This window comes from Bradyrhizobium genosp. SA-4 str. CB756 (assembly GCF_000473125.1).
GTDB lineage: Bacteria > Pseudomonadota > Alphaproteobacteria > Rhizobiales > Xanthobacteraceae > Bradyrhizobium > Bradyrhizobium arachidis.
The window spans coordinates 7,198,251-7,216,458 of sequence record NZ_KI421499.1 but is presented as its reverse complement, the minus strand read 5'-3'; the positions used below and the strand labels follow the sequence as shown (position 1 = coordinate 7,216,458).

Genomic DNA, 18,208 nt, shown 5'->3' with positions numbered 1-18,208 from the left:
TGAGGCGCCCTCAGGATTTTGCGGTGCCCGGCTCCGCCTGTTTGCGATGCTGCTTGGCGAGCATTTCGGCCGGCATCACATTGGCGACTGCGGACTGAATCTTGTTCTTGAGACCTGTCACAACGTCGCCTTCGCCCGCCATCATCGCCTCGAAACCCTTGCGGGCGACCATCGCCGCATCGTCCTTGTCCTCAGAGCCCACTTTGGTGTCGAGCATATCTGCGCGTGCGAAGAACTCGGTCTCGGTGGCGCCCGGCATCAGGCAGGTGACCGTCACTTTCGTGTCGCGCAGTTCCTCGCGCAGCGCAAAAGAGAGGGAGTTCAGGTACGACTTCGAGGCGTTGTAGACGGCCTGGAAGCTCCCCGGGGTGAAGCCCGCGATCGAACCGGTAATAAGGATCTGTCCCTCATTGCGCCGGCGCATGTCCTGGCCAACCCGATGGAGCAGGTAGGTCGTCCCCATGACGTTGGTGTCGATCACCTGACGGACACGCGCCCACTCCTGATCCAGGAAAGCATGGCCCAGGCCGCGGCCGGCATTGGCCATCAGCACGTCGACCTTGCGACCTTGTGCAACCTCGTAGAGCTTGTCGACGCCTTCAATGGTAGCTAGATCGGCGTGCAACGCCACAACGGCGATGCTGTTGACTTCTTTGCGCAGCGCCTCCGCGGCGGCCTCGATCTCGGGTTCATCCGCGGCGACGAGAAGGTCATATCCTTTGGAGGCGCAGAGCCGGGCAAGCTCAAAGCCGATGCCGGTCGAGGCACCCGTCACAATCGCAAACTGTCCGGCCATGGGCGCATTCCCTCTCGGTTTTTTTACGTGGCTCTGAGCCTAATGGGGCACAGGCGAGAGCGTTCCTAAGCGGTTAGGAACCAGCCGCAAGATTGATGCTTGGTCTGGTCGCGCAACCTTTGGAGCGGAGCATGAAAGCCCTCACCTGGCACGGCAAGAGCGACATCCGCTGTGAATCCGTTCCCGATCCCAAGATCCAGGACGGACGTGACGCGATCATCAAGGTGACGGCCTGCGCGATCTGCGGCTCGGACCTTCATCTGTTCGACGGCATCATGCCCACCATGGAGAAAGGCGATGTGCTTGGCCACGAGACAATGGGCGAGGTTGTCGAGGTCGGCAAGGACAATAGCAAGCTCAAGGTCGGCGACCGCGTGGTGGTGCCCTTCACCATTGCCTGTGGCGAATGCTTTTTCTGCAAGAACGGCTTCTACTCCGGTTGCGAGCGCTCCAACCCCAACGCCCAAGAGGCTGAGAAAATGTGGGGGCATTCGCCCGCTGGCCTGTTCGGCTATTCGCACATGTTGGGCGGCTTTGCCGGCGGCCAGGCCGAGTATATGCGCGTACCGTACGCGGATGTCGGGCCTTATAAGGTCCCGGAGGGGCTCACGGACGAACAGGTCTTGTTTCTCTCGGATATTTTCCCGACCGGCTATATGGCCGCGGAATTTTGCAACCTCAAAGGCGGCGAGACAGTCGCCGTCTGGGGCTGCGGACCAGTCGGCCAGTTTGCCATCAAGAGCGCATTTCTGCTGGGCGCCGAACGGGTGATCGCCATCGACACGGTGCCCGAGCGATTGACCCTCGCCATGCAATCGGGCGCCATCACGCTCGATTTTATGAAAGAGGATGTCTACGAGCGCATCCAGCAACTCACGCAAGGGCGCGGCGCCGATGCCTGCATCGATGCGGTCGGCACCGAGCCTGAGACCATGGCAAGCAAGGATTCTGTGATCGATCGCATCAAGGTCGCGACCTTCATGGGAACCGATCGCCCGCATGTTTTGCGGCAGGCCATCCAATGCTGCCGCAACTTCGGTACTGTCTCGATTGTCGGCGTCTATGGCGGCGTGCTCGACAACATCCCGATGGGCAGTGCCATCAATCGCGGACTAACCTTCCGCATGGCCCAGACCCCTGTTCAGCATTACCTGCCCAAGCTTTTGCAACGCATCGAAAAGGGCGAGATCGATCCAAGCTTCGTTATCACCCATCGAGCGACGCTTGAGGAAGGGCCCGATCTCTACAAGATGTTCCGCGCCAAACAGGATGGCTGCATCAAAGTCGTGATGAAGCCGTTCGGCTGATGGGAGAGGGCGCCGCGAAAGAGTCGAAGTCGAATTGGCTGGCGGCCGCTCAACTCGGGCTTGTCAGCAGCACGTTTCGACGCTCATCAGCCAGCTTGCGGCGTCACAGTTGGGACGGGACGCGGCGGTCGACTGGATGACGGTCGCTGCCATTCCAGGTCGCGACGCCATGCTGAGCGCGTCGCCTTCGGTTCACGCGATTGCCCTTGGCATCGCCTTTCATCAATGGGCGGACTTTTCCTGGGCGCTGGTCTTCTTCGGTCTGTTTGGGCGCTGGACGAGCCGACTTGTGCCCGGCACTCTCTTTTGGCTGGCGATACCCTGGGCCGCGTTTACTTCGGCGACCGAGTGGTTTGGACTGGTGCCGCTGTTTCCGTTCTTCCAGCGATCTTCACTTTGCAGCAACCCTACTGGATCGGCTTTCTCGTTCATCTCTCGTCCGCTTTGATCTATCCCCTGTTCGCCTGGCTGCGTTGGCCGCTGGGGCGCGCGCCGCCAACATCCGCGGTGCGCTTTGCCAAACGGTGGGCAGCGGGAGCACTTCTCGTGCTTGCAACGTTCGGCCTTGTTTCCGTGATTGATGGGATGGGTTGGCCGCTGCCAATCCTCAGCCGCGATGTTGCCGGTGATCAGCGCCATATCCGCCATATGGTCACGCATCATGAGCAAGGAATTGAGCTTGCTAAGCTCGGCTAGCAGCGTGCGCAGGACCCGCACCTGCGCGCGCTCGCGGCCTTGATGATCGCCAGCCAGCAGGGCGAGAACCGCATCTTCGATCGTTGGTGGCGGCGGGTGGTTCAGCGAGCCGATGGCGCTCTGCTCGAGCGAGGAGCGGGTGGCCATGCCTGGCTATCTGACGTCGGCACAAATGGCGGATGCGCGCAACGCGGCCGATGGTGAGTTTGATGCGATGTTTATCCGTCTGATGCCGGCGCCGTCCAGATGGCGGATAACCAATGGCATTCGTCCGGCGATCCCCGCCTGCGTCTGATGGCGCATGCCATACGACATGAGCAGCAAGGCGAAATTGTTTTGATGAACAACGTCACGGGCATCGAAGCCGTGCGGCAGGCGACGCGCAACATGCTGGCCAACAATCTCTGACCAACCTTAATCTTTCTCTCAGGAACGAGCTTCTGATCTCGCCATTAGCCTTCATGGGCCGGGCAACAAACAAGGAGAAGATTGATGGCAGACGAACAACGTGGTGGCTCCGGAAATTTCGCCAACGATCCGCAGCGCGCGTCTGAGGCCGGCAAGAAGGGTGGCGAGCAAAGCCACGGCCAGCAGGGACAGCAGACCCAGGGCGGAAGCAAGCCCGGCCAGCAGGGTGGGAGCGCGACGGACAATCCGGGCAATTTCGCCAACGATCGCGAGAAGGCCAGCGAAGCCGGACGTAAAGGCGGCCAGTCCTAAGGCTTCACTGACCCAGCAAGGCCAGGACGTCGATGAGATGTCCTGGCCAGCGCCGAGCTACGTCGCTGCTCGGAAGGTTTGTGTGGCCGCCCTCTGCCGAAGCTGATCCATGCGACATTGCGAGGGCTTCTTGTCAGGACGCCACCGGATGAATTTCGTGCCGTGCCGAAAGCGGTCGCCCGTCACATGGTCATAGGATACTTCGACCACGAAAGTTGGACGCACGGCTTTCCATTCAGCCGATCGCTTTGTCGACCAGCGGCTTGGACCGCCCGGTGAATTGCCGATGAAGCTCTGCAACCTGACGATTTTCTCCAGCCGATCGGTGAGAGCCAGTCGATGGAACGATCGGATGCCGGACGTAAATCCGACATGGTGCAGAAGTCCACCCTTGTCGTAGAGGCCGAGCAACAATGAGCCAACGACTTTTCGATTGCCCTGCTTCTTCTCGGCATAGCGAAATCCGCCGACAACGCAATCAGCCGATCGCAGCAGCTTGATCTTCTGCATGCCGTCTCGGGTGCCGCCTCGATAGGGCAGGTCGAGGCGCTTGGCGACCACGCCGTCATGATCTTCATTTGCGCTGTTGAGCCAGGCCTCGGCATCCGCATAGTTTCGGCTTGCCGGTGTCAGCCGGAAAAGCCCGCTCGCCCGGAAGGCCTTTCCCGCAAGTGTTTCAAGGGCGGCGCGGCGCTTCATAAGCGGCAGACCCGAAAGATCTCTCGCGCCCGATCGCAACAGGTCAAAAACAATGAAGGTTGCGGGAGTTTCTTTGGCAAGGTGCTTGACCCGGCTGGCGGCCGGATCAATGCGTTGAAGCAACGCATCAAGCGAATAGCCCTCATCAAGCCCGATAATCAACTCACCATCCAGGGTGAGCGTCTTCGGCGACAAGGCGGCCGCGGCTGCGGCAATTTCCGGGAAGTAACGAACCAGATCGCGGCCGCTTTGGATTGCATGCTGACTCGGCTGCGTTCGCGGATCAAAAGACAACGGAATCCATCCCATTTCGGCTGGTATTGCCACTGGGCCCCCCCTGGCAGTTGGGCGACGGACTCGGCTTCCATGAGCTGCATTGTGCGGTTCAAGCCTCCGGGAGGGGGCGCAGGACACTGATCGTGTGGCTTTTCACGGCATCAAGCGAAACCGTCCCGAAACGTTCCTCCGTCACAGTTATACTGCGACTGAATGTTGGCGGCTTCTGGCCCAACCGCTACAGCAGTTCTCTCAATGCCTGCGCGTCGGCCGGCGCTGCACTCTTCTGATCATTGTCGAAATAAACATAGACGTCACAGCCTTGCCGCTTCCACGACTTGAGGCGTCCGGCCCACTGGGCGAGCGCGGCTTGCGAGTAATGGCCGTGATAGCGTCCGCCTGGGCCATGTCCGCGGACATAGACGAAGTCCGCAGTGCGCTTCCACGGAGCCGGCGCCTCGTGATGATCGGACAGGCAGAGTGAGATATTCTCGTCAGACAGCATCCGGAGAATGCGCGGCTGATACCAGCTCGGATGCCGAAATTCGAAACTGTAGCGGCGCTTCCTGGAGAGAAGCTTGAGGAAGGATCCCAGCCGATCGGGGTCCGCTTCAAACTGCGGCGGAAGCTGAAACAGGATCGGGCCGACCTTGCCGCGTAAAAGGGAAATGCGACTTTCAAGCAGCTCGAGGCTGTTCTCGGAGCGTTCGGACAGGCGCTTCCAGTGCGTGATAAACTTCGAAGCCTTCCAAGCGAAGACGAAGTCGCGCCCGGTCTGGTCGCGCCATGCCTTCACTGCCTCTGGCGTAGGAGTACGGTAGAACACGCCGTTCAGCTCGGTGGTCTCAAACCGCCCGGCATAGTAGGGGAGCTGCTTCTTAAGCGGCAATCCTTCGGGAAAAAACGGACCTCGCCAGGAGGCGTAGTGCCAGCCGGAGGTGCCAATCAGAACGCGCGCCATCTGCCTTGCCATTGTTGGGCGCGATGCATCCAAGTCGCGCTTTCAAAGAACAACGTTGGGGCGCAGGATACGTTGCTGTCGGTGCAGCCGACTTAGGGAACCACGCGATCTTGGGGCGGTTCAGAGCGCGTGCATTAACGTGGGTTGATCCGTCTGAGCACGAGCCGGCCCTCAGGAGACAGCCCGCGCGGTCGAGGCCGTCGACATCGCTATGAGCGCGGCGGCCCGAGGCCGCCGCAGTCGCATCGTCGCCCCGCCCGGGCGAGGTGGACCGTCGTCCTCGCCGTCGAGGCGCCGCAGCGCCGCCAAGATATCGGCGAGTCGGATCGTATGCCCCATGCCAGGTATCTCGCGCAGGTTGGGGCAGGATTCGACCGCGAACATGTCGGACGCCCAAGACGACAGGATGATGCGCTTCTCCGACGTGGAGAGGTCGGCGTCGTTCAGGACGTCGTCAGGAGATCCGTAGTGCGCAGCGGGGTGAAAGAGGGGACTAAGATTGCCGGAATTGGTTTTGGCATCGGTCATCGGTGGTCTCCCTTACGCTCCTTTTCAAGGGATGGTGTGATGGGCGGCGGGCTTGCGCGCCCGCCGCCGCTTGCCGATCGCATGAGAACGATCAGGCTGCCTTCTTTTGCTCGATCTGGGGCGAAGCCGTCGCGCCTGCGATTTGGATCCGGCGCGGCTTCATGGCCTCCGGCACTTCGCGGACGAGATCGATGATCAGAAGACCGTCCTGGAAGGATGCCTGTTTCACCTGGACGAAGTCGGCCAGATTGAAGATGCGGCGGAACGGACGTGCTGCGATGCCCTGGTACAGGAATTCGCCGGCGGCCTTCTCGGGCTTCTTGCCTTCGATGGTCAGCGCGTTCTGCTCCGCGGTCACGGCAATGTCGTCGGCGCCGAAGCCCGCCACGGCAAGCGTGATCCGGTAGTGGTCCTCGCCGGAGCGCTCGATGTTGTAGGGCGGGTAGTTGTCCTCGGTCGCCTGGCGCAACGCGCTGTCGACGAGGCCGGCCAGGTGGTCGAAGCCGATAGTAGAGCGCCACAGGGGCGCGAAGTCGAACGTGGTCCTCATATCCAAGTCCTCCAAAGAGCAAGATGGTTACGAAGGAGCGCAAGACGGCGGTCCGAGGTTCTTGTTCAGATCCTCGGCCATGCCGAGATGATGCTGTAACGCCGGTAAGGTCTTGCCTGCCCAATTCTTAAGCTTAGGATCGGCGCCACCTTCCGAATAGCCCTGGAAGAGTGATACTGCATCCTTGTGAGCGCTGACCTGCATCGGATCATACTCGCTCGCGAAGTCTCCGGGCTTGGTGTCACGCAGCTTGTCCAGCTTCTTTTGCGAGCTGTCATCGAGCTTGGCGGGAATAGCCGCCGCGGAATCGGCCGGCACCATTTCCTTGAGCTCGTTGCTAATCTTGGTGTGATCTGCAATCATCTGATCGGCGAATTTCTTCTCGTCTGAATTACCTTTCTGCTGGGCTATCTCCGCCGCCTCCATTTCCAGCATGTCGCTCATCGCCGCTTCCTTGACGAAGTCCTCCGTCTTGGGCGCGATACCAAGAGCGGAGTCGACGCCGATCTTTTCTCCAATCGACTGGGCGAAGCCCGGGGGCGGTGAGGGCTGTCGCCAGCAGCATTGCAAGCATGAACTGCTTCATGACGACCTCACGCGGCTTCGGCATTGACAGCCGAGATCGCCAGCTTCGACAGCGCGCGTCGGTCTTCTTCTCTTCGGCGAGCGTCGCATCGAGAAGCTTGACGGCATCCTTGTGGCCGAGCTTGTCGGCCCAGGTCCTCAATGCTCCACGGCTTGCGCGGCCGCTAGCAGTCCAGCATCGAGGGCAGGCGTATCCTCGTATTCTTCCATGACTTCCTTGCCGCCATCGAGGATGCCCTCGATGGCGTCGCACTTCTTGCCGCGCGCCGGCTTGCCGAGCAGCTCAAAGATTTGCTTGAGCCGCTCGATCTGGCCCTCGGTTTCGTCATGGTGCTTTTCGAAAGCCGCCAGCAATTCGTCGGAAGAAGCCGCTTTGGCATCTTTGGCAGCAACTTGTAGATCTGCTTTTCAGCGTACTAAATGTCTTTGAGCGTATCGACGAACAGACTGTTGAGGACTTTCTCAGGCATGGTGATCCCCTGGAATGTGAAAAAAGGCCTGCTTCAACATTACAACCGAAGCGCGGTTCCTAGCTGAATGTTGCCGATAACAGCTTGTCGGGTTGCCCGGAGGCGAACGTCTGGCGACAATCGCTCGATACTTGCTGACACAATTTTACGCTAGCGTTCCACAACCTGACCGTAATTGCCGCCCCTGATGAAAATGGCGCGCGGCTCCGCTGCAGCATCCAATTTCTCGCTAGTCATCAGGAACAATTCCTCCCTCCGCCATCCGGCGGAGCCGAATTTCCACGACCTGCATTGCGTCGAGCATCAGCGTTAGTGCGGCGTACCAGACAAGCACGGTTTGAATCTCCTTCATCGCGGCGGAGGCCGGGAGCAGGACAAGCGTCACCGATCCTGGGAGTTCCTGTCGCGTGGCGTCCGCTTGCGAGTTGGTGCGGAGAGCAAGCGATAGAGCGTCTTTGCGTTGGCTGGCGCGCGGGCGTCATAGTCGTTGTTGAAGTAAACCCACGAATGTTTTGCGCCGCTGGCCTTGATCCGCTTCGCCCATTCGCGCAGCTCCTCATCTGAGTAATCGTGCCGGTACCAACGCTGTGGCCCGTGAAGGCGCACGTAAACTTCATTGGCCGTGCGGATGAGCTCATCCGGCAGGCGCGGACCGCTGCAGGAGCAGAAGATAATGCCGGCGCTTCGGAAGGCACGGTAGACCTCGTCGTTCCACCAGCTCTTGTGCCGAAACTCGACGACGTTGCGGCGGGCCGGATCCAACTGGCTGACAATCGAATTCAGCCGGGCCTTTGTGTAGTGGAAGCTCGGCGGCAGCTGGAACAGGAAGCAGCCCATCCTCTCCCCGAGAATATCGGCGATCACTCCGAAGTCCCGGATGAGCTCTTTAGTGTCTTTGAACTTTTTGACGTGGGTTATGAGCTCGCAGACCTTTACTGTGTATACGAAGTCTGCGTCGCTGGGCTGGCGGCGCCAGGCCTGCACGCCCGCAACGGTCGGCCATGAATAAAACGATGCATTGATCTCGACCGTGTCGAAGGAGGCGAGGTAATGGCTGAACCATTCCGGCTGAGGTACTTCAGAATAGAAGCTGTCCCGCCACTTCCAGTAGCGCCAGCCTGAGCAGCCGACATAGAGGGCTCGGCCCGGCCGGCCTCGACTGATCTTGCCCTCGGACTCAAGCTTGAGACGGGCACGGCGCATCTTCGCCGCGCGGACGATATTGGCCTCACGCTGCTTCTCCCGCCGCAGCCGCCGCCGCTCGCGCCGTTCTTCCGGCGTCAGGTCTTTCCCTTGAGGAACGATGGGCGGGCGCAGCATTTTTCACCTTCTACAGGAGTTAACAAGCGAACGGCACCGGTAGGTTCCGTGACAGGCAGGCGATCTAGATAGATGGTGGAACGATCACCATGAACGTCGATGTACTGATTGCCGGTGGCGGCCCGGCCGGGCTGAGCGCCGCGCTGATATTGGGACGATGCCACAGGACGGTGCTCCTTTGCGATGACCTGCGCCAGCGCAACCGCGCTTCTCACGCGATCCATGGATTGTTGGGAAGCGAGGGCACTCCGCCAGCTCAGTTTCTGCAGACTGCCCGCGAAGAGATTGGTCGCTATCCCACTTTGACCATCCGGCAAACGCGGGTCACAGATATCGGTCCTGCCGAAGAGGGATTTGAATTTCTCTGCGCGGATGGAACGACGGGGACCGCAGCCAAAGTCCTTCTTGCGACAGGCATCACCGACGAACTGCCGCATATCCCCGAAATTGCTGCCTTCTATGGCACCTCTGTCCATCATTGCGTCTATTGCGACGGATATGAATATGCCGGAATGCCGGTCGCAACTTACGGTAAAGGCGATAGAGGTGCCGATCTCGCAGTGATGATGAAGCACTGGGTCAGTGACGTCGTCGCTTGTAGCGACGGGTCTTCAGTCAGCGGGGCGGCGCTCGGTCGGCTCAGACAGCATGGCATCCCGCTACGTGCCGAGCCCATCCGCTCTCTGGAGGGTGCAAGGGGGCTGCTGACAAAAATCAAATTCGCCAGCGGACCAGATCTGGTGCGCGTAGGGCTTTTTTTCGCGACGGGATGCCATCAGGCTTCCGATCTTTCGCAGCGTCTAGGCTGCCGCAGGGGTGATAAGGGCGGGGTGATCACGGACCCCCAAAGCGAGGAGACCAGCGTGCCAGGTGTCTATGTTGCAGGCGACGTTTCGCGGGATGTTCTGCTTGTCTCGGTCGCGATCGGAGAAGGAGCCAAGGCGGCTGTTGCCATCAACAAGGCTCTCCTGCGTCGCAAAGGTCTGTGCGAGTAGCTTCCTTCGGCGGTTAGTTTTCGCCTTACGTAGCTATCTTCGACATTAATCCTCGGGATGTGGCGGGCTATGCGCTTCCCGACGAACTCATCGCAACACAGGACGCGCCCTTCGTTTTGGCAACATGATTAGTGAGCGGTGAAATGCCTAAGTGGGGCATCAGGGGGGCTTATCTTGTGAGCAACCGGGCTAGTTGTGACGCCAGCCTGTCCTTGGTCAGCGGCTTTTGCAGAACCGCGAGGGGCTTTATGGATTCGGCTCGAGCGAGGGTTGATTGGTCGGTGTTCGCGGTCACGAAGATCGCCTCGATGCCGTAGAGAGATCGAATCTCCAGCGCGGCCGTAATTCCATCGACCGCCCCGATGAGCCTGATGTCCATCGGTACAACATCCGCTTTTCCTCGCCTGCGATCCGGACCGCCTGCTCGGCGGAAACTGCGGTGCCCACCACCGTATGGCCGAGCGACTTGACTTGCTCCTCTGCGTCCAGAGCGATGAAGAACTCGTCCTCGACGATCAGCACCTTCAATTTATTAGCGTCCACATTCACTCCTGGGAAGGCTTGGGTTCGTTTCCTTGGACGACATGGTCAGCCGGTATGGTGAGTTCCCATCGGACGCCCTGCGGGGTGAATTCTGTTCGGAGGATCCATTTAGCGCGCGCGGAACGAGCACGGTGATCACGCGGTAGCCGAATCCTTCCTGCTCCATGTGCGGGGCGGTGCCGTCGCGTTCCTCCCACGTGAGGCTAACCCCACCGTCCTCCAGCGCCGCCCAGACCACGACCAGACGTCCCGCCTCATTCGACAGCGCACCGTATGTCGACGCGTTCGTTGCGAGTTCGTGGAGGGCAAAGCCGACATTCTGAACCGCCGTCGTGTCCAGGAAGATGTCCGGCCCGCTAGTTAGAGCGCGGGGCCCTGCGCCGAACGGCTCGAGGTGGGCATGCACCAGATCGCGCATCCACGCTCCTCGCCAGTTCTGGCGGAGCAGGAGGTCCTGCGACTGCGCCAGCCCCAGAACCCGGCGGTCAAATTGACCGATGAACTCGCCCACGGTGGCGCTCTCGCGCGCCGTTTGCAGCGCCATGTCGGTGGCGTGTCTCGCGCTCTCTTTGAATCAAAAAGCGAAGTAAGCCAGCACCGCGATAACTGGCAGAACGGCTATGCCGAAAATAATTAACGGTGCCGGTTCGTTACCTGTGCGATTACCCATGAGACCTCCGTGAAGAAAGCCCCCCACGGCGGAGGCGCGACGGGGCTTTCCCTGTAACGAGCGGACGCGTAGTCCACTCAAAGGTCGAATGAGTTTGGCCTAAGGCCGTTCCAATGAAAAAGCCCGAAGGCTTCCTTTCCCTCATAACTCATTTGAGCAAGAAGGCTTGGTTGGCGATGGCATCCTCGATTAACTCGTACTGCATCGGCATAAGATTAGCGGGGAGCTCGTTCAGGTCGAACCATCTCGCTCCAATGCTGTCATCATCTTGGGACATCTCTTGTCCTCTAATCTTTCTGCATTCAATACCGAGGACGACTTCATTGCCACCGGGATACTGAATTGCGAAATGCTCAGGTGACGAGTAAAGCGCGCATGGTCGAACAATCCAGCACGAATTCCTGTTTCTTCCAAGACCTCGCGATGAACACGATCCTCGATCTTCCCACCAAATTTTGCGCTCCCGCCAGGCAAACTCCACTGCAGGTTATCTGATCTAAGATGCAGAAGAATGCGGCGGCGGTCGTTTGATAGCATGACGGCTGTTATCCCGGGGATGATCCGTTGCATGCGATGACTATCGTTTGGGGGCCTAATACGATTGACCGCGGGCAAGCAGCTGGTTGGCCTTTCCCTCAAGGACGGGAGAGGGGTACCGTGTTGCATTCGACGGCGCTCGAAATGGCAACCGCAATTGCAAGTCTGCTGCGCGGGTCGCGTTGGCTCGAATGAGGCGTCAAGCGCGGGCGGAAGATCAAGACTTTCGTGGGCAGCGTGTTTCGCCAGCATATCGGCGATCTCCTCGGTGACATCGCGAGACCAGCCCTCGGCCGTATTGGATGCGACAATGCTAAGCGGATAGGCGTATTGGCCTGAGAGGATATCCCGCAGCACGGTCTCGCGGTCCGCGTCCTGTTCGTCAGTCTCCCGCCAGGCGCAACCGGCGTGCGCTCCGAAGTCTTCCAGCACCAGATAGATATCGCGATCGAGACGATCTGCTGGCACGATTGCTGGCGACGAGCACATACGCTTACTCCGGTACTCCAGGTGCGAAGAGCGAGCCCCCGGCTGGGGGGCTTTTGGGAGGCCGGGGCCGCTCCGCCAGCTCGGTCGGCGGGCCAGTAAGAGTCCAAAGCTTGCGTGACTGGCTTTGTTCCTCGCTACTCCATCGTCGGCGCGCACTGACTTCCAGTCACTTATCGGAAGTCAGGAGAGCACGTGCCTTTGCCAAGACTTGTTGCCGCACAAAAGGAACCGGGCGGCCTGCGCGGCTTTGCTTCTGAAAGGAAGGAAGTCATGACCAGCTTGAGTGAGGAAGATATCCGCAGTCGCGCGTACCGGCTCTGGCAAGAGGCCGGCGAGCCTCCGGGCGCAATGGATACCTTTTGGTACGAAGCCGAGAAGGAGCTTCTTGCTGAGCGGAGACAGAACGATGAGATGCCTTTGGATGGCAAATAGCTTACCCTAAAATCTTCTCGTTACCGAGAACGCGAATCGAGCAACATTTGTTTGCTAAGTGGGACGGAATCACAGTGCCAGCAAAGGCCATGTGGCGTAACGCCCACAGGGCCTTTGTCATTTGTCCTATGTGCTTGGCTTGAGTTTAGCTCGTGGATCCTTCCAGCCTCTGGCCTCTGAGCCGAACGTGGGCGGGGTCCGCAAAATGATCGAGACCCCGCCTACCAAGCATTAGCGCCGCTTTGTCGTGCGTGCCTTCGTCGCACGCCGGTTAAGGCGAACGGTTGACCGGTTTCAGTGAGATGCCCTCGCGTTGTGCCTTGCTCGAGATCGCTCCCGGCGGGCGCTGCATCTTGAGGCTGATGACACCGGTTGGGGTGTTTGCCTTTGCGAACGCCCGGAGCTGCTTAACTTCCTGCTCGCCCCAGGGCTCACGCAAGCGGCGCTTGTACTTCGGGTTCGCTTTGCGCGGTCCCTTCTTGCCGATCGGTGAGCCGGGACGTTTCCACGATGCTTTTGCAGTTTCTGCCATACGTTCCTCCAAAAACTTAGAAGGCGCGAATCAGGATGTTTGTTCCTGATGAACGCACCGCGACGATCGGCACAACGTCCACCGGCCGTTGGGAGATGAGCGTCTGGCTGCTTTGACCGGCCAAACCAGCTCGCACTTCCTACCAAATGTTAAGCATGGATCGCAGAGTGTGTGCCACGGTACTTGCGGCGACGTCAACGTCGTACGCAGAGAGCGAGCTGCTAGGCAATCTCTCGGCGGACGAAGAGGTGCGCATCTACAATCGCCGACTTGCCCTAGAACTCAAGCAGTATGCCGATAGGCTCCGCCGCCAGTTGAACGCGGCTGGCAAAGGCGGCTGACGTCGAGGAACCGGAGGCAGAATCCGCTCGTTCCGTGTCGATGACACAGTATTCCTTCAAAGTCTCAAACGGCGAACTCTCCTACAAGACGCAAGAGCTGCCGGACGATGAGGCGGCCTGGCGTGAGGCCGTAGAACGGTGAAAGACGTTGAAACCAATTTACACTCGGGCGGCGGCAGTTGGTCCCTTGTCGTCACGCGTGATGGCAATCCACTCTATCGGATCGACGTGCGGGCGCAGAAGTTCAGTTAGACTGTGGGACTGAGGTGAAGATAGGTCGCATCGAATCCTGCGAGATCTTCAATCTGCTGCGGCTCAAGGATCCGAAATTCGGATCGGCTTGCCGCGACCAATCCCTCTTTTCGAAGATATTGAAGAACCCGGTTCGTGTGCACCGTCGAGAGCCCCAAGCAATCGCTCAGATCGACCTGGGTGAGTGGCAGAGCAAATTCTCCGTCCCGCGTGTGCCCGATGGCCTTGAGCCGCTCATGGAGTTCAATCAGAAGATGGGCCATTCGAGGGATCGCCTCACGCCGCCCGACATTGACGATCCATTCCCTGAAGATCGCCGCATCAATCAACGTTTCGCGCCACAACGCAGCAGCCAGGTGGGGGCGCCGCCGGATGACCTCCCTTAGATCATCATGAGCGATAAAGCCCAGCGTGCAGGGCGAGAAAGTAATGAGGTCGTGGTCCATGACTTTGAGATGGAGACTTTGAAGGTCGGGTATTTCGCCGGGTATGTGGATCGACAGCACCTGCCGCAGCCCATCCGCAGTTATCTTCGAACGGAACGCAAATCCGTCGGCCAGTAAACAGCATTCATTTGGCCGATCTCCGTCGCGAACGATGAATTCGCGGGCATCAAGCCGACGCTCGCGAATCTGAAGGTTCTGAATCGCCCGGATGTCGTCGCCTTCGAGATAATTCGAAACCGTCAGTTTCGTGATCAATGCCGAAGCAAGATTGAGGGCCATTCGGAAGCTCCTTGGAGGCCCGAATGGCGCACCACTCCGACCTTACACAGGCGGGAGCAGATCTACTCTCGACACCAGCGCCCGATGATATCTGCCGGTGATGCAAAGACAACGTAGTGTAATAAGATCGTTCCAGTGCCTGACATAGAGCAGATTAGCAAGTGAATTCATAACTTGAGCTTTTTTGGCGCAGCGCGCATCCAATTAGCTTAAGTTAACATGAGCCGGTGTGTTCGGTCGGCTGATGTCGCTCGAAGTGACGACAGCGCATGATCGATAACGCGAAGGCGCCGCCGAGGGCCGAAACGCGCAAGCACGGCCCCAAGCGCTTCCGGGACTGGAGAGGAGCGGAGCGCTGGGGCCGCGAGCACGCCGAATCGGACAGCGCACCCAATCGGCAGCCTGTGCTTCGCAACAGGCTCACGCCCTACCAAATGTAACGACCCTACGATTAACTTGGGACATCAGATTTCTGGAACCATGCCGCCGTTTCCCCGTTTGGACTTGGCTTCTCACCTGTCCCAACCCTGCGGCTAGAAAGCCCAAGTAATAGCACGGCTCTGCTTTGCCCAAGGCTGGGGCCGTCTGATTTTCCGCCAAATCAAGCCGGACCCATTGCTGGGCCGCAAGATCCAGGGGACATTCCCTTTGGCAAGAGTCGCAGCACTAACCTCGATCTGCTTGCGCCAACCTCTTGAAAATTGTTTCCGGGCTTCAACATTCTTTCGCTTATGCGCACTGTTGATTTTTCGCCCCTGTTCCGGTCGGCCATCGGGTTCGATCGTCTTTTCGACCTCGCCGAAGCCGCGCAGCGCGTGGGCGAGGAAACCTATCCCCCCTACAACATCGAACGTCTCGACGAGAAACCGCTTCCAGGCGCTCGCCGGCTTCACGCGGGATGAGGTCGCGCTGACGGTCGAGCAGAACGTTCTCTCGCTTGAAGGCCACAAGAGCGAGAAGGAAGGCAAGACCTTCCTGCATCGCGGCATCTCGGCGCGCAACTTCAATCGACAATTCACGCTCGCCGATCATGTCGAGGTGAGGGGTGCCAGGTTCGAGAACGGCCTGCTCGTCATCGACCTGCAGCGGGAGATCCCCGAGGCGATGAAGCCGCGTCGCATCGCGATCAATGGTGCTGTCCCCAGTAACGTGACGGAGATCGAGTCCAAGGCCGCCTAAGGTCACTCAGCAGATTCAACGACCGGATCGCGCGGGACATTCCCCGCGCGGCAATCCTTCAACTCGTCTTAGAAACGAAGACAGCCATGCGGCCGACGACCGCTCTCAACGACAGTGTTGTCGATCTCAATACTCTTCTTCATCCCGGTGCCACCTTCGAACATCCCCGGGATGTCGTTTCCAATCGGACTCTGAGCCGTTCTGAAAAGCGCACCATCCTGGCTTCATGGGCATCAGATGCTTCAGCGATGGCGTCATGCCCCTCGCTGCGGGCGCCAAGCGGACTGAAGGCGCCGGTGACCATCGACGAGATCCTGAAGGCGTTGTGCGCGCTGGATGACGGTCCTCGGGATCCACCCGGCGGCAAGCCGATGCGCCTCCGTTCCGTCGAGCGCGCTGCAGCCTAGGAGACGAGCCATGGAGGTCATTGATCGAATCGCTGAGCCCTCCGAGGGGGATATCGAACGCGGACTGCTCCAACAGATCGCCGAATGGAAGGCAAGGCGTGCGCACGCTCCGGCGACCCGCACGGCTGGCGGCGTGCGGGTTGAGCGGCGGCTCGGACGACGATCGGTAATTCCCAAACGCAGGTTTGATCCTGCTGTTCGTTGACGTTTCAAAACCGAAAAGGACACGGAAGTCCGTCAGGAGTGACGAAGATGCTTGATGAGAAACTTGCCCGCATCCGTGCGCATCGCAACAATATTAACCGCAATCGACGGCTCGAGCGGACGATGCTGTCGGACATCGAGCGTCAATTCGTCGAACGGCGTCTTGCCGAGGAGCAGACCGCCCTCGAGGCACTGAGGTCCCGGACATTTTCCGTCACATTGTCCGTGCCGAGAGGATCAACCAGGCCGTCGAACATGGGGCCCCCCTCATGACAGGGGTCCGATCCCTTTTGATCCGCGGCCGCGAGAAGGTCATCCATCACTACCATCGGCTGCTGGCTCGCGCAAAAAACTGACGAGGAGCGCGAACTCCATCTGAGCCGCATCGAGCGCGAACATCGCGTTATCGATCAGCTTCAACACAGTTTCTCGGAGCATTCCGTGGCATGACCTGTCAGAACGACAATGATCGATTCGCTTATTTCGACTTTTGGCTGAAGCGTCGTGGGCGCGGCAGATGGAAGTGGTCCGTGTACGCGGTCGGCGGCGAGGCCGTATTGTCCGGCTCAGAATGCACCCGCGCGGGAGCGCGGTACAAGGCGGAGCGCGCCTTGTTCCTCCTGTGCGCGGGTGCCTGGCGAAAGCAGTCAACCGATGATCCAGCTCGCGACCAAACCCAACGTTGCCGCGAATATGGCCGAGACGGTCAACCAGCCAAGCGCCTTCATTCCGGCGCTGTTGACTTCGCTGCCCATCAGTCGGCGATCGCTCGTCATCAGGAGGATTAGAAGCAACAGTGGCGGGGTCGAGAAGCCCTGCACGATGCCCGAATAAATCAGCGCCTTCATTGGATTGAAGCCAAGGAAGTTGAGCAGGACGGCCGCAGCCGTGAAGCCGGCGATGGCGAGGTAGAATTGGTGGGCTTCCCTGGGGCGCACGTTGAGCGAGCTCTTCCAGCCGAGGGTCTGGCAGAGGTCATAGGCCGCGCCCGTGGTCATGACCGGGACCGCGAGGAACCCGACCGCAATAATTCCGATGCTGAAGAGCGCGGAGGCGGCATTGCCGGCCAGCGGTTTCAATACTTCGGCGGCTTGTGCCGCAGTGCTGATGTCACTCTGCCCTGCCTTGTGCAGCGTCGCCCCGGTCGAAAGAATAATGAAGTACATGATGACATTCGAGAACGCCATGCCGACCAGGATGTCGCGGCGCGATTGTGCAAGCTCCGTGCCCATGCCGGCGCGCCGCGCCTGCGCGCTCGTGCGACCAGCGGCAATCAGCTCCTCGACTTCGACATTTGACTGCCAGGTGTAGAGATAAGCCGATAGCGTCGTGCCGATCACCGCAACCAGGATCGACAGGAATTCCTTGGAAAACTGGATCTGCGGAGCGAACGTACCCCGCAGCACGGCCCATGGATCCGGCGACGCAAGGGCCGCCGATCCGACGTAGGCAAACAGCGACAGAGCCAGCCAGCGGAAGACGTTGCGGATGAGCGCATACGAGCCCCAGATCTGTAGCGCGAGGATGACGCCCGCAATCGCCGGGACCACGATGCCCTGCGGGATGGCCACGAACAGGTTGATCGTTGCAGCCATCGCGCCGATGTTCGCCCCGGCCTCGATGACGTTCCCGATTAGAACGCCGATCAGCGCCGGCCACATCAGCCATGGCGTGAAATGTTCACGGAGAACGGCAAACAGTCCCTTGCCGGCGACGCGTCCGAGCTTGGCCGACAGATAGACGACGGCGAACATCATCGGGAACGTCACGGGCGCCATCCAGAGGAAGCCATAGCCAAATTGCGCGCCTGAGCTCGCGTAGGTCCCAATGGCCGAGCAGTCGTCGTCCGCCGCGCCGGTTATGAGTCCGAGACCGAGGGCGCGGGAGAAACCCCTTGGTTTGTCGCTGGAATCGGGGGCATTCGTCGCATTCATGGCAGCCTTCGATCGCTAGACGCAATCACGACGCACGACGAAGCCGGGATTTATTCGCGT

General features: G+C 59.7%; 23 protein-coding genes and 3 pseudogenes. 10 read left to right on the top strand and 16 right to left on the bottom strand.

Annotated elements, in window-relative coordinates; all coding sequences use genetic code 11:
* Positions 1 to 10: 10 nt before the first annotated feature.
* Positions 11 to 796, bottom strand: a complete 786-nt coding sequence (locus tag BRAGE_RS0134860) for an SDR family NAD(P)-dependent oxidoreductase (RefSeq protein WP_027561363.1) — start codon at positions 794 to 796, stop codon at positions 11 to 13.
* Positions 797 to 927: 131 nt separating this feature from the next.
* On the opposite strand from BRAGE_RS0134860, the gene BRAGE_RS0134855 reads away from it, so the two are divergent.
* Positions 928 to 2,103 (top strand): zinc-dependent alcohol dehydrogenase, encoded by a 1,176-nt coding sequence (locus BRAGE_RS0134855; RefSeq protein WP_027561362.1) that lies wholly within the window; start codon positions 928 to 930, stop codon positions 2,101 to 2,103.
* Between the two features lie 222 nt (positions 2,104 to 2,325).
* Here BRAGE_RS0134855 and BRAGE_RS57325 read toward each other — a convergent pair whose 3' ends face one another.
* Positions 2,326 to 2,946 (bottom strand): hypothetical protein, encoded by a 621-nt coding sequence (locus BRAGE_RS57325; RefSeq protein ID WP_028146473.1) that lies wholly within the window; start codon positions 2,944 to 2,946, stop codon positions 2,326 to 2,328.
* Here BRAGE_RS57325 and BRAGE_RS57320 point away from each other — a divergent pair.
* The 3 genes from BRAGE_RS57320 to BRAGE_RS0134840 all read left to right on the top strand — a co-directional run bounded on the left by BRAGE_RS57320 (position 2,945) and on the right by BRAGE_RS0134840 (position 3,519).
* Positions 2,945 to 3,094, top strand: coding sequence for a DUF305 domain-containing protein (locus BRAGE_RS57320; RefSeq protein WP_231164189.1), 150 nt, complete (start codon positions 2,945 to 2,947; stop codon positions 3,092 to 3,094). The genes BRAGE_RS57325 and BRAGE_RS57320 overlap by 2 nt on opposite strands.
* Positions 3,046 to 3,207 carry a hypothetical protein gene (locus BRAGE_RS57315; protein WP_231164190.1) on the top strand — a complete coding sequence of 54 codons (162 nt, stop codon included), beginning with the start codon at positions 3,046 to 3,048 and terminating at the stop codon, positions 3,205 to 3,207. Before BRAGE_RS57320 ends, BRAGE_RS57315 begins: the two co-directional genes overlap by 49 nt.
* 84 nt (positions 3,208 to 3,291) lie before the next feature.
* Positions 3,292 to 3,519: a KGG domain-containing protein gene (locus BRAGE_RS0134840; RefSeq protein ID WP_027561359.1), complete on the top strand. Its 228-nt coding sequence runs from the start codon at positions 3,292 to 3,294 to the stop codon at positions 3,517 to 3,519.
* Between the two features lie 57 nt (positions 3,520 to 3,576).
* Here BRAGE_RS0134840 and BRAGE_RS50745 read toward each other — a convergent pair.
* The 8 genes and pseudogenes from BRAGE_RS50745 to BRAGE_RS50730 form a co-directional block, all read right to left on the bottom strand.
* Positions 3,577 to 4,586, bottom strand: a pseudogene (locus BRAGE_RS50745) (ATP-dependent DNA ligase).
* A 146-nt stretch (positions 4,587 to 4,732) separates the two neighbouring features.
* Positions 4,733 to 5,455: a DUF72 domain-containing protein gene (locus BRAGE_RS0134830; protein ID WP_035730423.1), complete on the bottom strand. Its 723-nt coding sequence runs from the start codon at positions 5,453 to 5,455 to the stop codon at positions 4,733 to 4,735.
* Between the two features lie 171 nt (positions 5,456 to 5,626).
* Positions 5,627 to 5,983 (bottom strand): hypothetical protein, encoded by a 357-nt coding sequence (locus BRAGE_RS50740; protein WP_051378248.1) that lies wholly within the window; start codon positions 5,981 to 5,983, stop codon positions 5,627 to 5,629.
* A 91-nt stretch (positions 5,984 to 6,074) separates the two neighbouring features.
* Positions 6,075 to 6,533, bottom strand: a complete 459-nt coding sequence (locus BRAGE_RS0134820) for an Hsp20 family protein (RefSeq protein ID WP_027561357.1) — start codon at positions 6,531 to 6,533, stop codon at positions 6,075 to 6,077.
* 27 nt (positions 6,534 to 6,560) lie between these two features.
* Complete coding sequence (locus tag BRAGE_RS0134815; protein ID WP_051378247.1) at positions 6,561 to 7,103, bottom strand: DUF4142 domain-containing protein; 543 nt, start codon at positions 7,101 to 7,103, stop codon at positions 6,561 to 6,563.
* Between the two features lie 23 nt (positions 7,104 to 7,126).
* A pseudogene (locus BRAGE_RS50735) lies at positions 7,127 to 7,588 on the bottom strand (ferritin-like domain-containing protein).
* Positions 7,589 to 7,817: 229 nt separating this feature from the next.
* On the bottom strand, positions 7,818 to 7,973 hold the full coding sequence (locus tag BRAGE_RS56190; protein WP_167336471.1) for a hypothetical protein: 156 nt from the start codon (positions 7,971 to 7,973) through the stop codon (positions 7,818 to 7,820).
* Entirely contained in the window at positions 7,970 to 8,908 is a 939-nt protein-coding gene (locus BRAGE_RS50730; RefSeq protein ID WP_051378245.1) for a DUF72 domain-containing protein, read from the bottom strand. Before BRAGE_RS50730 ends, BRAGE_RS56190 begins: the two co-directional genes overlap by 4 nt.
* An 89-nt stretch (positions 8,909 to 8,997) precedes the next feature.
* Here BRAGE_RS50730 and BRAGE_RS0134795 point away from each other — a divergent pair, with 89 nt between their 5' ends.
* Complete coding sequence (locus BRAGE_RS0134795) at positions 8,998 to 9,903, top strand: NAD(P)/FAD-dependent oxidoreductase (protein ID WP_035730420.1); 906 nt, start codon at positions 8,998 to 9,000, stop codon at positions 9,901 to 9,903.
* Positions 9,904 to 10,194: 291 nt separating this feature from the next.
* Here BRAGE_RS0134795 and BRAGE_RS56185 read toward each other — a convergent pair whose 3' ends face one another.
* The 3 genes from BRAGE_RS56185 to BRAGE_RS57785 all read right to left on the bottom strand — a co-directional run bounded on the left by BRAGE_RS56185 (position 10,195) and on the right by BRAGE_RS57785 (position 12,142).
* Positions 10,195 to 10,431, bottom strand: a complete 237-nt coding sequence (locus tag BRAGE_RS56185) for a hypothetical protein (RefSeq protein WP_159073942.1) — start codon at positions 10,429 to 10,431, stop codon at positions 10,195 to 10,197.
* 4 nt (positions 10,432 to 10,435) lie between these two features.
* The gene (locus BRAGE_RS0134785; protein ID WP_027561354.1) at positions 10,436 to 10,990 is read right to left on the bottom strand and encodes a sensor histidine kinase; all 555 of its coding nucleotides are present in this window, start codon (positions 10,988 to 10,990) and stop codon (positions 10,436 to 10,438) included.
* Positions 10,991 to 11,347: 357 nt separating this feature from the next.
* Positions 11,348 to 12,142 (bottom strand): NUDIX domain-containing protein, encoded by a 795-nt coding sequence (locus BRAGE_RS57785; RefSeq protein WP_347336530.1) that lies wholly within the window; start codon positions 12,140 to 12,142, stop codon positions 11,348 to 11,350.
* 192 nt (positions 12,143 to 12,334) lie between these two features.
* Between BRAGE_RS57785 and BRAGE_RS53740 the strand changes: the two genes are divergently transcribed.
* Entirely contained in the window at positions 12,335 to 12,574 is a 240-nt protein-coding gene (locus tag BRAGE_RS53740) for a DUF2934 domain-containing protein (RefSeq protein ID WP_416207747.1), read from the top strand.
* Positions 12,575 to 12,845: 271 nt separating this feature from the next.
* Here BRAGE_RS53740 and BRAGE_RS50720 read toward each other — a convergent pair whose 3' ends face one another.
* Positions 12,846 to 13,106 carry a hypothetical protein gene (locus BRAGE_RS50720; RefSeq protein WP_035730414.1) on the bottom strand — a complete coding sequence of 87 codons (261 nt, stop codon included), beginning with the start codon at positions 13,104 to 13,106 and terminating at the stop codon, positions 12,846 to 12,848.
* 589 nt (positions 13,107 to 13,695) lie between these two features.
* Positions 13,696 to 14,424 (bottom strand): Crp/Fnr family transcriptional regulator, encoded by a 729-nt coding sequence (locus tag BRAGE_RS0134755; protein ID WP_027561352.1) that lies wholly within the window; start codon positions 14,422 to 14,424, stop codon positions 13,696 to 13,698.
* 731 nt (positions 14,425 to 15,155) lie between these two features.
* Between BRAGE_RS0134755 and BRAGE_RS50715 the strand changes: the two are divergent.
* The 4 genes and pseudogenes from BRAGE_RS50715 to BRAGE_RS53735 all read left to right on the top strand — a co-directional run bounded on the left by BRAGE_RS50715 (position 15,156) and on the right by BRAGE_RS53735 (position 16,487).
* A pseudogene (locus tag BRAGE_RS50715) lies at positions 15,156 to 15,603 on the top strand (Hsp20 family protein).
* 86 nt (positions 15,604 to 15,689) lie between these two features.
* Positions 15,690 to 16,010 carry a hypothetical protein gene (locus BRAGE_RS0134740; protein ID WP_027561351.1) on the top strand — a complete coding sequence of 107 codons (321 nt, stop codon included), beginning with the start codon at positions 15,690 to 15,692 and terminating at the stop codon, positions 16,008 to 16,010.
* 10 nt (positions 16,011 to 16,020) lie between these two features.
* The gene (locus BRAGE_RS55290) at positions 16,021 to 16,215 is read left to right on the top strand and encodes a hypothetical protein (protein WP_141263107.1); all 195 of its coding nucleotides are present in this window, start codon (positions 16,021 to 16,023) and stop codon (positions 16,213 to 16,215) included.
* 47 nt (positions 16,216 to 16,262) lie between these two features.
* Entirely contained in the window at positions 16,263 to 16,487 is a 225-nt protein-coding gene (locus BRAGE_RS53735) for a hypothetical protein (RefSeq protein WP_084334598.1), read from the top strand.
* 374 nt (positions 16,488 to 16,861) lie between these two features.
* On the opposite strand, the gene BRAGE_RS0134730 is transcribed toward BRAGE_RS53735, so the two are convergent.
* Positions 16,862 to 18,148, bottom strand: a complete 1,287-nt coding sequence (locus BRAGE_RS0134730; RefSeq protein ID WP_027561350.1) for an NRAMP family divalent metal transporter — start codon at positions 18,146 to 18,148, stop codon at positions 16,862 to 16,864.
* Positions 18,149 to 18,208: the final 60 nt, after the last annotated feature.